Consider the following 14234-nt stretch of genomic DNA (forward strand, 5'->3'; position numbering starts at 1 on the left):
GGGCGAGCCCGGGGGATTGCGCGTAGTGGGAGCGGCTCAGGTTCGGGCCCCATCGAGATCCAGAGCTCCAGAGCTCCGGGCGGAGTCCATGGTCTCGCCAGAACTCGGCCGGCACCGTGTGCGGCTTCTGTGGGTGCGTCCGGATGTGGATTCGGTGGTGCGGCTTCTGTGGGTGCGTCCGGATGTGGATTCGGTGGTGCGGCTTCTGTGGGTGCGTCCGGATGTGGATTCGGTGGTGCGGCTTCTGTGGGTGCGTCCGGATGTGGATTCGGTGGTGCGGCTTCTGTGGGTGCGTCCGGATGTGGATTCGGTGGTGCGGCTTCTGTGGGTGCGTCCGGATGTGGATTCGGTGGTGCGGCTTCTGTGGGTGCGGCCGGATGTGGATTCGGTGGTGCGGCTTCTGTGGGTGCGGCCGGATGTGAATTCGGTGGTGCGGCTCCTGTGGGTGCGACCGGATGTGGATTCAGTGGTGCGGCTTCTGTGGGTGCGGCCGGATGTGGATTCGGTGATATCCGGTCTCGACAAGCCCCGAGAATGGAGATGCGGGGAATTGTTCCTGACCTATCGACAAGCTGACGCTTCCAGCAAATTCACAGCCAATAAATGGTTCGATGCCCGAACAATGTGCCTACGCTTGAAGGGTGAGCAAAAAGCACGAACCCAGCGGTGAACCCGACGCCGCCGTGGCAGCGGTCCGGGCGCTGGTGCGCGTGTCGCGGCTCCTGGAGCGCTCCCTCGTGGAGCTGAGCTTGCCGCACTACCGCGTTCTGGCGGCGGTGTCCGCGGGGGAGGAAATTGCCTCCCGCGTTGCCGCACGGCTGGCCCTGGGCCGGCCCGCCGTCAGCGCCGCCGTTGCAACACTGGCGGAGCGCGGCCTTCTGGTCCGCGTCGGCGTGGCGGGTGACCAGCGCGCGGCCGGCCTGCAGCTGACGACGGAGGGCTGGCAGGTGCTGGAGCGTGCCGACGCCGCCATGGCTGCCGAGCTGCGCGAAATTGCCGCGGCAACCGGCCGCCCGGAGGAAGTCATCGACACCGTGGGGCTGCTCAACGACGCCGTCAGCCAGGTGTACGCCGGGCGCAGGATGGCGAAAGCTCGCAGGGCGGCCGCGCCGTGACGCAGGTGAGGGAACACGGTCCGCAGGGGGACGGCGTCGAACATCACGAAGGCGCAGCCGGCCCGGGCGCACCACTCCCCGGATCGAAGCCGGCGCCGGGCGCAGCCGGCCCCGCCGCGAAGGGCGCAGCCGGCCCCGGTGGCCAGGCGCCGGGTTGGGTCCGCCGCCTGTGGGGCTACCTCATGCGGCACCGGGTGGACATGATCATCTCCTTCGGCGCTGCGGTGCTGGGCAGCACGGCCCAGACGGTCGTCCCGCTGGTCACCCGGCAGATCGTCGACAATGTGATCCTGATTCCCACCTCGCCGCTGTGGCCGTGGCTGGCGCTGCTGATTGGCCTGGGTATCGCCACGTTCGCGTTCTCCTATCTGCGGCGCTACCGTGGCGGCCGGGTCGCCCTGGCCGTGCAATATGACCTTCGCAACGACATGCACGAGCACCTGCAGGCCATGGACGCCGGCAACCTGGACAGGATGCCCACCGGGCAGCTGGTGGCGCGCGCGAACTCTGACTCCGCACTCGTGCAGGGGCTGCTTTCCTTCCTTCCCATCATGAGCGGCAACGTGCTAATGATGGTCCTGTCCATTGCGGTCATGCTGTATCTCTCGCCGCTGCTGGCCGTCATCAGCCTCATCATGGCGCCGGCGCTGCTGTTCGTCTCCTACCGCATGCGCTGGCGCATCTTCCCGGCCACCTGGGACGCCCAGCAGCGCGAGGGCGACGTGGTGCAAATCGTTGATGAGGTGGTCAACGGGGTCCGCGTCGTCAAGGCGTTCGGGCAGGAGCAGCACGAGATCGAGCGGATTGCCGGCTCCTCGGGGAAACTGTACGGTTCCCAGCTGCGGGCCACCCGCCTGCAGGCCCGGTACCAGCCCCTCCTCCAGGCCATCCCGTCGCTTGGGCAGGTGGCCGTGCTCGCCGTCGGCGGATACCTTGTCCTGCAACACGACATCACGCTCGGCACCTTCCTGGCCTTCTCCACCTACGTCGCCCAGCTCATGGCCCCTGCCCGCCAGCTCGCAGGCCTGCTCACCATCGGGCAGCAGGCGCGCGCCGGGCTCGAGCGGATCTTCCAGCTGCTGGACCTCACGCCGGCCATCGCCGACATCTCGGGCGCGCTGGAACTGCCCGACGTTGCCGGTGACATCGAGTTCCGCGACGTCGGCTTCAGTTACACGGACATGGCCGACGGCGGCGCCAACACGGTGCTCGACGGAGTCAGCCTCCACATTGCCGCAGGGGAGCGGGTGGCCCTGGTCGGCCCCAGCGGCAGCGGCAAGACCACCGCCACCCTGCTGGTCTCGCGCTTCTACGATCCGCAGTCCGGGACGGTGTTGATCGACGGGCACGACATCCGCGGGGTGGGCCTGAATTCGCTGCGCCGGCGGATCAGCTCCGTGTTCGAGGAGAGCTTCCTGTTCTCCGACACGGTCAGGGCGAACATCGCCTACGGCCGGCCGGACGCCACGGATGAGGAGATCGAGTCGGCCGCCCGGATCTGCCAGGCACACGATTTCATCCTCGGGCTTCCCAAGGGCTACGACACCATGGTCGGCGAACGCGGCCTGATCCTTTCCGGCGGCCAGCGCCAGCGGATCGCGATGGCCCGGGCCATTGTGGCCGACCCGCGGATCCTCATTCTCGACGACGCCACCAGCGCCGTGGATGTCCGGACCGAGGAGGCCATCCACGACGGGCTGCGCGAGATCATGCGCGGGCGGACCACGCTCCTTGTCGCCCACAGGCTCTCCTCCCTGCACCTGGCCGACCGGATCATCGTGTTCGACTCCGGCAGGATCGTGGCGTCCGGCACCCACGAACATCTGCTGGACTCAAGCGCAATCTACCGCGCCCTGCTGACGGGATTCACCGGGGATGACGACGACGCCCCGCCGCCTGTGGGGGAGGGCATCGAGGCGCTCACCGCCTACATGGCGCGGAAGGCAGCGCAGTCCGGGGCCGGGAGCGGTCCGGGAAGTGCCTCCAAAACAGCGCCGGGAACGACGGCGGCGGCGTGGGGACGCCCGCGCGAGTCCGGGCTCCTGTCGGGTGCGGGGTCGGCCATCGGCGCGCCCAGCATCGGAGCCGGCCTGGGGCGCGGCGGCGGTGGCGGCTGGCGCCGGAATCTGGCACCGACCCCGGAACTGCTGGCCCGGGTGGCGGCACTGCGGCCGGTGCGCGACACCGCCGTCGTCGACCTGCCCAGGGAAACCCGGCCGGACAAGGACTTCAGCCTGTGGGGGCTGCTGCGGGAATTCCGCCGCCCCCTGCTGCTGGGGCTTCTGCTGGTGGTGCTGGATGCCGGGGCGTCCCTGGTTGGGCCGGTTTTGGTGCGCACGGGCATTGATCAAGGTGTCAGCCAGGGGCTGGAGTCGGTGCTGTTCGCAGCCTCGGGCATCTACCTGGTGGCGACGCTGGCGGACTTCATCATCAACGTTGGCGAAACGTTTGTCACGGGCCGCACGGCGCAGCGGGTCATGCTGTCGCTGCGGATCAGGATCTGGGCCCAGCTCCAGCGGCTGTCGCTGGACTATTACGAGCGAGAGATGGCCGGGCGGATCATGACCCGGATGACCACGGACGTGGACCAGTTCGAGTCCCTGATCGAAAACGGACTGCTGTCCGCCCTTGTCGCGTTCGTGACATTCGCCGGCGTCGGCACCGCCCTGGTGATCTTCAATGCCGAGCTCGCGCTGTGCGTCTTCGCCGTCATCATTCCGCTGGCCATTGCCACGGTGATGTTCCGGCACCGCGCCGCAAAGCTCTACGACCAGTCGCGTGACCGCATCGCCGTCGTCAATGGCGACTTTCAGGAGAGCCTGGCCGGTGTGCGGGAATCCCAGGCGTTCGTGCACGAGGCCGCCACCATTGAGCGCTTCCACGTATTCGGGACCCGCTACCTGGACTCCCGCCTGGCTGCCCAGCGCCTGGTTGCCACCTACTTTCCATTCGTGGCGTTCCTGGCCGACGGCGCCGCTGCCATTGTGCTCGGCGTCGGGGCGGGCATGGTCGCCGGGGGAGGGCTGACCACCGGCGCGCTGATCGCATTCCTGCTGTACATCGACATGTTCTTCTCGCCCATCCAGCAGCTGTCCCAGGTCTTCGACGCCTGGCAGCAGACGCGCGTGTCGGTGCTGCGGATCGCGGACCTGATGAAGATGGACACGCTCACGCCCAACGCACCATCGGCCAAGGACCCGGGCCGGCTGCGCGGCGAGCTGGTGCTGGACGGAGTGCACTTCAGCTACCCCTCCGAGCCCATCCAACGCATCGGCCGGCCGGCGCTGCGCGGGCCCGCCGATGCCCGGCAGCTCGGGCCGGCCTACGCGGGCATGAGCAAGCCGCCCGAGGCCATCCGGGGGCTGGAGCTGCGGATCGCTCCGGGGGAGACGGTGGCGCTGGTGGGTGAGACGGGTGCCGGGAAGTCGACGGTCATGAAGCTGCTGATCCGCTTCTACGACCCCGTCGCCGGCAGCGTCCGGGTGGACGGACGGGACCTGCGGGAGCTGGACCTCACCGGGTACCGGCGCCAGCTCGGGTACGTGCCACAGGAGGCGTTCCTGTTCACCGGCTCCATCCGCGACAACATCGCGTACGGGCGTCCCGATGCCGGCGACGCCACGGTGGAGGCCGCCGCCCGGGCCGTGGGCGCCCACGACTTCATTGCCACGCTCGACGGCGGCTACCGGCACGAGCTGGCCGAACGCGGCCGGTCCCTGTCCGCCGGGCAGCGACAGCTCATTGCCCTGGCGCGGGCCGAGCTGGTGGACCCGGCCATCCTGATGCTGGACGAGGCCACCTCCAACCTGGATCTTGCCACCGAGGCCAAGGTCACCGCCGCCATGCACCGGCTGTCGCAGGGCCGCACCACGGTGGTCATCGCGCACCGCCTGCAGACGGCACAGGCCGCGGACCGGATCGTGGTCCTGGACAACGGGCGGATCGTGGAGACGGGTTCCCACGCGGAACTGCTGCGCCGGGGAGGTGCCTACGCGGCCATGTGGGAGGCCTTTGAACCCGGCGGCGCCGCGGCATCGTAAGACATGCGCTGCCCCGGCGTTCTGAACCAATGCGGAACCTGAAACGGACTTTCGCACCGGCGTCATGCTGTCCCCGGCAACGCGAATCCGGTTCGGAGACCGACATGGACTTCTGCCCCGAAACGGAGGGTGGCCCGCGCTCTTTCATTCAGTCAGGAGGCCGAATCGGCTGATTGATCCTGAATTGCGGGGCCCATGTGCGGGGGGCTCCCGCCGGTGCGTTTCTGACACCGATCCGGACTTCTGACACCGTTCCCGCTTTCGGACGCCGGGATCCCGGGCTCCGAAAGCGGGAACGGTGTCATTTTTCGAGGGGCCCAAGGTGCGCGCCCAAGCGAGGCATGCGCCACAACCGCTGCAGCACATTTACGCATCCAGATGGGGAGAAACTATGCTTGACTGAAGCCCCGGACCATAGCGGGGGAGCCCCGGCATGTACCGGGAGGCGCCCCGCGGGCCCCCCGGGACAACCCCGGACGGCAACGGGAGCCGGAACGCAATAAAGGATGTGTGTGTATGAGCAGGATTCTGACGGTCCATGGAGGTGTCCCGCTCAAGGGGCGCGTTAAGGTGCGCGGTGCCAAGAACCTGGTGCCCAAGGCCATGGTGGCGGCGTTGCTCGGCAATGCGCCGTCCACGCTGCGCAACGTGCCCGAACTCAAGGACGTGGAGGTGGTTACCTCCCTGTTGCAGATCCACGGCGTCACGGTGGTCAAGGATCCCGTCACGGGCGATCTCACCATGGACCCGGCCAATGCCAAGACGGCCTCCAGCTCCGAAATCAACACCCACGCCGGCGATTCGCGCATCCCGATCCTGCTCTGCGGCCCGCTCATCCACTCCATCGGACACGCGTTCATCCCGGACCTGGGCGGCTGCAAGATCGGCGACCGGCCCATCGACTACCACCTGGATGTCCTGCGCAAGTTTGGCGCCGTGGTGGACAAGACCGGCGGCGGCATCCTCATCTCGGCACCCAACGGCCTCAAGGGCACGAAGATCGACCTGCCGTACCCCAGCGTGGGCGCCACGGAACAGGTGCTCCTTTCGGCAACAAGGGCCGAGGGCATCACTGAGCTTAGCGGCGCGGCCACCGAGCCGGAAATCATTGACCTGATCGCCATCCTGCAAAAAATGGGCGCCATCATCTCCGTCCAGACGGACCGCACCATCCGCATCGAGGGCGTGAAGGAACTCACCGGCTACGTCCACACCGCACTGCCGGACCGCAACGAATCCGCGTCCTGGGCCTCGGCCGCCCTGGTCACCGGCGGGGACATCTACGTGGAGGGTGCCAGCCAGCGGGACATGATGACGTTCGTGAACACCTTCCGCAAGATCGGCGGCGGCATGGACATTCACGACGACGGCATCCGGTTCTACCACCCCGGCGGCGACTTGAAGCCCCTGGTCCTGGAAACGGACGTGCACCCCGGCTTCATGACCGACTGGCAGCAGCCGCTCGTCGTGGCGCTGACCCAGGCCGAAGGCGTCTCCATTGTCCACGAGACCGTCTACGAGAACCGCTTCGGCTTCACGGAGGCGCTCACCAGGATGGGTGCCAGCATCCAGCTCCACCGCGAATGCCTGGGCAGCGTGCCGTGCCGTTTCGGCCAGCGCAACTTCATCCATTCGGCCGTGATTTCCGGCTCCACGCCGCTGAAGGGCGCCACAATCGACATCCCGGACCTGCGCGGCGGCTTCAGCCACATGATCGCCGCACTGGCGGCCCAGGGCACCTCCACGGTGACCGGCATTGACATCATCAGCCGCGGCTACGAGAGGTTCACGGACAAGCTCAACGGCCTCGGCGCCGACTTCGAGGTCCACGAATCCTCCCGGGCGCTGGTCTAGGGGTGGGGACACACAAACGCCCCTTCAAGCCCAAGGGCATGACCGTTTCCACCCGCATGTTCTTCGCCATCCTGGCGGGACTGGCCCGCCCCGCCATGAACGTGGCGCTCGGCAAGGAATGGCACGGCCTGGAGAAGCTGCCCCGGGGCGAAGGCTTCATCGTGGTGCCCAACCACTGCACGGAGATCGACCCCATTGTGGTGGGCCATATGCTCTACAACCAAAACATCATGCCGCACTTCCTGGCCAAGGACGGGTTGTTCCGCACGCCCGTGCTCGGTGCCATTCTGCGCGGCGCCAACCAGATCCCCGTGGAGCGCAGCGGCATCGGTGCCGGGAAGTCGCTGGAGGGCGCCGAAAAGGTGCTGGCCATGGGCGGCGCCGTGGTCATCTACCCTGAAGGCACGCTCACCCGGGACCCGGACCTCTGGCCCATGAAGGGCCGCACGGGTGCCGCCCGGCTGGCGCTGAGCACGGGCGCCAAGGTCGTCCCGGTGGCGCACTGGGGTGCCCAGGAGGTGTTCCCCCGCTATGCCAAGGGCTTCAAGATCTTCCCCCGCAAGAAAGCGCACGTGGTGGTGGGCGACCCCATCGACCTGAGCGCCTTCAACGGCCACCAGGGCGACAAGGCCACGCTTGAAGCCATGACCGAGGTCATCATGGCGGACATCACCACCCTGCTGGAACCCCTGCGCGGCGGGAAGGCACCGGCCCGGCGCTGGGATCCCACCGCCCACGACCAGTCCACGCACGGCCGGTTCGTGGAGCGCGGCGCCAAGCCTGCCCAGGACCAGCACCCCCAGAAGAACCAGAAGAACGACGGCGGCACTACAGAAACAGGGGACGTTCAGTGAGCTACGTGGATGGCACGGCACCGGCCAAGATCGCGGTGCTCGGTGCCGGCAGTTGGGGAACCACGTTTGCCAAGGTCCTCGCGGACGCGGCGCAGGGCACGGACCGGAAAATAGTGTTGTGGGGGCGCCGCCAGGAGGTGGTGGACCAAATCAACGGCCACCACCGCAACCCGCGCTACCTTTCCACCACGGAACTGCCGCACAACATCAGCGCCTCCACCGACGTCGTCGAGGTCCTTAAGGACGCACAGCTGGTGATCCTGGCGGTCCCCGCCCAAACACTGCGCGGGCAGCTGCGCGGGTGGGCGGGGCTCCTGGCCGGGGACGCCGTAGTCGTCAGCTTGATGAAGGGCCTGGAGCTGGAAACGGACCAGCGCATGTCCCAGGTGATCGAAGGGGAGCTGAACCTCACGCCGGACCGGGTGGTGGTGGTTTCCGGGCCCAACCTGGCCATGGAAATTGCCCGGCAGGAACCCACGGCCTCGGTGGTGGCGTGCGCGGAGGAAAGCACAGCCAAGTGGGTGGCGAAGGTGTGCACGCCCCCGTACTTCCGCCCGTACACCAACGACGACGTGGTGGGCGTGGAGATTGGCGGGATCGTCAAGAACGTGATTGCGCTGTGCGTTGGGATCTGCGAGGGGCAGAAGGTGGGCGACAACACGAAGGCGTCGGTCATCACCCGCGGGCTGGCGGAAACCACGCGGCTGGCGCTCGCGCTGGGCGGCAAGGCCGAGACGCTGTCCGGGCTGGCCGGGCTGGGCGACCTCGTGGCGACGTGCTCGTCGTCGCTGAGCCGCAACCACACGGCCGGGCGCATGCTCGGCGAGGGCCTGACGCTGGAGGAGGTCAACAACCGCATGACGCAGACCGCCGAGGGCATCAAGTCCGGCCGCGCCGTCAAGGACCTGGCCGCCAAGATGGGCGTTGACATGCCCATCACGAACGCCGTGGTCGCCGTGCTGGAGGGTAAAATGACAGTCGACGATCTGGGGCCACTGCTGCTGGCCCGCGAACTGAAATCCGAAGGCGAATAACGCGTGAGCACTCAAGCGACACCCCCGACCACAGCCGTGCCCGGCCGCATCCGGGTGGCCATCCTGTTTGGCGGACGCTCCAGCGAGCATGCCGTCAGCTGCGTCACGGCGGCCGGCGTGTTGGGTGCCATTGACAGGACCAAGTACGACGTCGTTCCCATCGGCATTGCGAAAAACGGCCAGTGGGTGCTGGCCGGGAACGAGATCTCCGGGTGGTCGCTGACCGGGGGTGAGCTGCCCGAAGTGGCGCCCGGGGACAGGACTGTTTCGCTGGCGCACCTGGGCGGGGATCACCAGCTGGTGGTGACCAAGTCGAGCAGTGTGCCCGAGGAACTTGGTGCCGTGGACGTGGTGTTCCCGCTGCTGCACGGTCCGTGGGGCGAGGACGGCACCGTCCAGGGGCTGCTGGAGCTTTCGGACACCCGTTATGTGGGCGCCGGAGTGCTGGCGTCCGCCCTGGGCATGGACAAGCACTTCATGAAGGTGGTGTTTGAGGCCGCCGGGCTCACCGTGGGGCCGTACGTGGCCGTCACCGACCGCGAATGGACCGTATCGCCTGACCGTGTCCGGGAACGTGTTGCCGCACTTGGATTCCCCGTTTTCGTCAAGCCCGCCCGCGCAGGATCGTCCATGGGCATCTCCAAGGTGGACTCGCTGGACGGCCTGGATGCCGCCATTGAAGGGGCCCGAGAGCACGACCTCAAGCTGGTCATCGAGGCCGGCATTGTGGGCCGCGAAATTGAGATCGCCGTGCTGGAAGGGCGGGGGAGCGACGCCCCGCGTGTCTCGCTGCCGGGCGAGATCGCCATGGTGGACGGCGCGCACCACGAGTTCTACGACTTTGAGGCCAAATACGTCCAGGGCGACGCCGTGAACCTCAGCTGCCCGGCGGACATGCCGGCGGTGGACATTGCCCGCGTCAGGGAGCTCGCTGCCCTGGCGTTCGAGGCCGTCGGCGCCGAGGGCCTCTCCCGCGTGGACTTCTTCTACACCGCGGGCGGCGATCTCATCATCAACGAGATTAATACGATGCCGGGCTTCACGCCGAGCTCCATGTACCCGCAGATGTGGGCCGCCTCCGGGATGGGCTACCCGGAGCTGATCGACGAGCTCCTCCAGCTGGCGCTGCACCGAAAAACGGGCCTGCGGTAACTCCCGGTGGCCGGGCGGTCCGGTGGCTTGCCGAGGCCAGGGTCCGAGGAGCCGAATTCACCGACGGCGGGGCCAACCCGCGAGGACGGTGTATCTTGTGGGGGCGTTCGCGAGTTGGCCCCGTCATCGGGAAACAGGGTGCAGGAATGCCCCGTTCTCAACGCAGCAGGCGCCTCTCCCAACTTTCCGCCTTGACGACAATTCAAAGGAGCCCATGACCATCGCCCTGCTGGCTGTTGCCATACTTGTGGGCGCGTCGCTGCAGCGGCTGACGGGCATGGGCTTTGCGTTGGTGTCGGCCCCGTTCATGGTGCTGCTGCTGGGACCTGTCAGCGGGGTGGTCACGGTCAACATCGCCAGTGCCGCGGCGTCGGCGATGATCCTGGGCCGCGTTTTCGGCGACATTGACTGGCGGAAGTTCAGCCGCCTCGCCCCCGCTGCGCTGGTCGGGATCGTCCCCGGCGCCCTGCTGCTGAGATCCGTCCCCGCTGCCTGGCTGGATGTCGGCATCGGGGTGCTTATCATCCTCAGCCGGACGGTGTCGCTGCTCGCCAAGCCGCGGCCGCGCGAGCCCGGCGCGGGGACCACGTTCGTGGCCGGCACTGCCAGCGGCGCCATGAACGTTTTGGCCGGGGTGGGCGGTCCCGCCATGAGCGTCTATGCGGTGGCCACCCGCTGGGAGCAGAGGTCGTTCGCGGCCACGATGCAGCCGTACTTCATGGTGACCGCGCTGGCCTCGATTGCGGCCAAGCTCATCACCAGTCCCGTTGCCGTGCCGGCCCTGCCCGCCTGGGCGTGGCTAGCCGCGTGCGCGGCCATGGTTCTTGGCCTGGTTGCGGGGGAGGTGGCCGCCAAGCATGTCACGCACGACGCCGGCCGCCTCCTGGTCGTCATCCTCGCCTTTGCCGGCGGTGCGGCCGCCACGGTCCGCGGCGTTGCAGCGATTCTTTGATCGCGGTCGGCCTGTACGGTGGGCTGGTTGAGCCCGCCGGCGCAAGCTTGTCAAGTCCCAAGTTTCCGCACGGGCACAGCCCGCGGGCCCCGGTCGAGGGACGAGGCAGGGGCCCGGCGGGTGATGAATCACCCCGGCAGGTAGCTTCAGTCTCCCGCGTTGGCGGGCTCCTCAAGCGGGTCGCCGGGATCTTCCAGGATCCATTCGGACCATTCCAGCAGGTCGGCAGCTGTTGCTGTGTGGAGTGTTGATGTTTCGACGGAACAGGAGTATCCGGATCCCGCCGGAAGGGACGCGCGGAGCTTGCTGGCCAGTCTTTTTTCAGCCGCCTCCACGGACCCGGCTTGGAATGTTGCGCCGGCGTCGTCCCAAAGGCCGGAAGCCTTGGCCGTTGCTTCAGAGATCATGGGGATAAAGACCACACGTTTGTCGTTGCCGCCAAGATACCAGCTCTCTGCAGCACCGACGAGGCGGGCTTCCGGATCATTGGCACCGCCTTGGGAAAACCTCTTGGCCAGCTTGCGAATGATGGCTGCGGACTTCGGTAGGAAATCTTGTTCCAGATTGTCTGGATGGGGAACACGAGCGTATCTCGAGCCGACCCAGCGCCCGAAACGAGCGCGTTGAGGAGCCGAGAGCGGGCGAAGAACCTCTACAGTGCTGTGCACCAGTGCGGTCTTGTCTATGCTCGTAATGAACCGCAGATCGGCGACGGGGAGCTTTCCTTCCGACGCGGGAAGCTTCCTGCCATCCGGATATGGAAAGAACCGGGGCGAGCCTGGACCTGATCGAAGTGCATGCCACTCTTCCTTGGCAACGAACATCAACGGACACACAACCAAGCATGGCTCGATGCGGGGCTCGCGCACGATGTCACAGTCCTGGGTAGTGACCACATACCAACCGACGTCACTTTCTATACTCAAGGTCCAGATCTGCTCCCCAGGTTCGCGCCCGGGCGTGCCTTCGTGCTCCGCTGTGGAGTGCCATGCGGAACTTGCCCCTATACCCACGATGCTTACCGCACCCAAGGAAATTACGTCCCCCTGCGCGATCGTTTCCAGAACGGCCTTGACCTGACGGGATGACGGTACCTGTCCTGCGGATATGTCGTTCAATATGGTCTCCCGGGCAGTGCAGGCTTGGCTGTCAGATAATCATGCGTCATTCATCATCACCCTTCGGCAACCAAAACGCGCTTTGCGTGCACGAGTACCTGATCAAATGCGGTGCCGCCCCGGGGCGCGGGGTCCTCGGTGGGTTCTTGGCTTCCATCAGCCGTTCGGGTGGCCCTGAGTTCCTCCCTGAGACGAGACTGGGGACTGGCCTTCACCGCTGGTCCGGTGACCAACGGGCGCCTCTGGGTGGAGCTTCCGGCGGCCAGCAGCGGAGGCCCGGAACGTTGCCAGGATGCGAGGGCATCTCGGACCTCGGCGAGGTTATACCTGCGGTGGCCCTTCGGAGTCTTGGCAAACGGGATCAGCCCTTCTCGGGCATACCGGGCGACTGTGTCCACAGAGATGCCCAGAGCCAAGGCAACTTCACCCGGAAGCTGGCTGCGGGTCAGTGTGTTGCTCATTGTGGGGTCCTTAGAGTGACTCGATGACGCCATAGTCCCATTAGTCTATACGTGATTTGCGGGTTTTACATGGTTTGCACGTTTTTTTAATTCGGGAGGCCTCCATGCCTGAAATTTCGGGCACCACCGCCGTCCACGGCTAAACTTGACCGGTGGCCGGGCCCGCCGAGACCGAAATTTCTCACACGCCCAATCACCAAGCCCACCCAACTTCAGGAGCCAAACCGCACATGACCACGAACCAAGCCAGCGTTCCCATCATTACGTGGGTTCAGGACGGCGGGGAGCGCTCGGCGCTGTGGCGGTCGGCCAACAACGCGCCCGCGCCGAAGAACGTGGTCCCGGCGGATGATTTCCTGACCGCCGACGACGCCTACCGCCTCGCCGCACAGGGTACCGCGCTGCTGTGGACCGGCGATTACCACAACGCCCGCCAGCTCCTCTCCGCCATGGCCCGACGCATCCCGGCCGGCAAGAAGCACGACGGCGGGAATGTCGCCGACGCCTTCTACCGCTACCGGCAGTCCCGCTCCCACCGGGCCCGGATGCTGGGCCTGCTGCTGGTCCCGCTGGAACCCGGCCCCGCCGTGGCCCTGCGGCGCGCCCCGGACATCGCGGAGGCCTGGCTGGAAGCCGCCGGGCCGGTGGAATCGCTGGAAGTGGCGCCGCTGCAGGACGTTCTGGGCGCCATCGGCGCCCACGAATGGCGCAGGAACGGGGTCTACGTCGAGGCGCTTGACGCGAAGATCTCTCCGCATTACGGTACCTTCGCGCCGATCCGCAGCGAGTATCTGGACCTGGTGGCAGCGGCGGATCTCCCCGCCAGGGACTTGGCGTTCGACGTCGGCACGGGCACCGGGGTGCTGGCCGCCATCCTGGCCCGGCGCGGCGTCAAAAAGGTCGTTGCCACGGACAGTGAGCCGCGCGCCATCGCCTGCGCCGTGGACAACCTGCGGCTGCTCGGGCTGGCTGGACAGGTGGAGCCGGTCCTGGCCAACATGTTCCCCGCGGGCCGGGCGCCCCTGATCGTCTGCAACCCGCCGTGGCTGCCCGGCACGCCCCACACCTTGCTGGACAACGCCGTTTACGACCCCAAAAGCCGCATGCTCAAGGCATTCCTTGCCGGGCTGGATGAACACCTTGAACCCGGGGGAGAGGGCTGGCTCGTCATTTCCGACCTCGCCGAACACCTGGGCCTGCGGTCCCGGGCGGAACTGCTGGGCTGGATAGAACAGGCCGGCCTCACTGTCAAGGACAGGCTGGACACCCCGGCGAAGCACCCGCGGTCCATGGACCGCAACGATCCCTTCTTCGCTGCGCGTTCCCGTGAAGTGACTTCGCTGTGGCGGCTCACGGCGCGGTGAACCGGCGGCCGGAGCGCAAGCCGGCCCGCGTTAGCGCTGTGCCCGCTTGTCGGCCGTGATGGGGTCGATCCGCCGGCTGCGAATGTGCTCGTACACCACCGACGTTCGCACATCGACAATTTCCCGGCGCTTGGTGAGCTCGTCAATGACAAAGGCGTAGAGGCTTTCGTTGTCTGCCACCACCACATGAATGATGAAGTCCTCGGTGCCCGTGGAATGCGGCCATCTGCGCCGCGGCGGCAACATCACAGGCAGTGATGGGAATCCTCGGCCCGGGCGCACTTGACGCC

12 protein-coding genes are annotated in these 14234 nt (G+C 67.0%); 9 read left to right on the plus strand and 3 right to left on the minus strand.

Translation table 11 applies throughout. The features are described 5' to 3' along the window. Positions 1-88: 88 nt before the first annotated feature. The 8 genes from CVV68_RS05745 to CVV68_RS05780 all read left to right on the plus strand — a co-directional run bounded on the left by CVV68_RS05745 (position 89) and on the right by CVV68_RS05780 (position 11001). Positions 89-670, plus strand: a complete 582-nt coding sequence (locus CVV68_RS05745; RefSeq protein ID WP_110500040.1) for a hypothetical protein — start codon at positions 89-91, stop codon at positions 668-670. Beyond that, complete coding sequence (locus CVV68_RS05750; RefSeq protein ID WP_110500041.1) at positions 642-1115, plus strand: MarR family winged helix-turn-helix transcriptional regulator; 474 nt, start codon at positions 642-644, stop codon at positions 1113-1115. The genes CVV68_RS05745 and CVV68_RS05750 overlap by 29 nt, the downstream gene beginning before the upstream one ends. Beyond that, positions 1112-5155, plus strand: coding sequence for an ABC transporter ATP-binding protein (locus CVV68_RS05755; protein WP_211320731.1), 4044 nt, complete (start codon positions 1112-1114; stop codon positions 5153-5155). Before CVV68_RS05750 ends, CVV68_RS05755 begins: the two co-directional genes overlap by 4 nt. Before the next feature lie 516 nt (positions 5156-5671). Next, positions 5672-7009, plus strand: a complete 1338-nt coding sequence (murA, locus tag CVV68_RS05760) for a UDP-N-acetylglucosamine 1-carboxyvinyltransferase (RefSeq protein WP_110500042.1) — start codon at positions 5672-5674, stop codon at positions 7007-7009. Positions 7010-7047: 38 nt separating this feature from the next. Beyond that, positions 7048-7863 carry a lysophospholipid acyltransferase family protein gene (locus CVV68_RS05765; protein WP_110500084.1) on the plus strand — a complete coding sequence of 272 codons (816 nt, stop codon included), beginning with the start codon at positions 7048-7050 and terminating at the stop codon, positions 7861-7863. Further along, positions 7860-8897, plus strand: a complete 1038-nt coding sequence (locus CVV68_RS05770; RefSeq protein ID WP_110500043.1) for an NAD(P)H-dependent glycerol-3-phosphate dehydrogenase — start codon at positions 7860-7862, stop codon at positions 8895-8897. Before CVV68_RS05765 ends, CVV68_RS05770 begins: the two co-directional genes overlap by 4 nt. A gap of 3 nt (positions 8898-8900) precedes the next feature. Beyond that, entirely contained in the window at positions 8901-10049 is a 1149-nt protein-coding gene (locus CVV68_RS05775; RefSeq protein ID WP_245933362.1) for a D-alanine--D-alanine ligase family protein, read from the plus strand. A gap of 214 nt (positions 10050-10263) precedes the next feature. Then, entirely contained in the window at positions 10264-11001 is a 738-nt protein-coding gene (locus CVV68_RS05780; RefSeq protein ID WP_110500044.1) for a sulfite exporter TauE/SafE family protein, read from the plus strand. Positions 11002-11147: 146 nt separating this feature from the next. Here the strand turns inward: CVV68_RS05780 and CVV68_RS23105 are convergent, their stop codons facing one another. Together CVV68_RS23105 and CVV68_RS05790 are read right to left on the minus strand one after the other, a co-directional pair. Then, the gene (locus tag CVV68_RS23105) at positions 11148-12119 is read right to left on the minus strand and encodes a hypothetical protein (protein ID WP_146238831.1); all 972 of its coding nucleotides are present in this window, start codon (positions 12117-12119) and stop codon (positions 11148-11150) included. A gap of 56 nt (positions 12120-12175) precedes the next feature. Further along, positions 12176-12580: a MerR family DNA-binding transcriptional regulator gene (locus CVV68_RS05790; protein WP_170133094.1), complete on the minus strand. Its 405-nt coding sequence runs from the start codon at positions 12578-12580 to the stop codon at positions 12176-12178. 230 nt (positions 12581-12810) lie between these two features. Between CVV68_RS05790 and CVV68_RS05795 the strand changes: the two genes are divergently transcribed. Next, a complete protein-coding gene (locus tag CVV68_RS05795) occupies positions 12811-13944 on the plus strand; it encodes a methyltransferase (RefSeq protein WP_110500047.1) in 1134 nt (377 codons plus the stop codon). A 30-nt stretch (positions 13945-13974) separates the two neighbouring features. On the opposite strand, the gene CVV68_RS05800 is transcribed toward CVV68_RS05795, so the two are convergent. Further along, positions 13975-14190 carry an Lrp/AsnC ligand binding domain-containing protein gene (locus tag CVV68_RS05800; RefSeq protein WP_110500048.1) on the minus strand — a complete coding sequence of 72 codons (216 nt, stop codon included), beginning with the start codon at positions 14188-14190 and terminating at the stop codon, positions 13975-13977. Positions 14191-14234 lie beyond the last annotated feature (44 nt).

It is taken from the genome of Arthrobacter livingstonensis (assembly GCF_003219815.1).
Taxonomy (GTDB): domain Bacteria; phylum Actinomycetota; class Actinomycetes; order Actinomycetales; family Micrococcaceae; genus Specibacter; species Specibacter livingstonensis.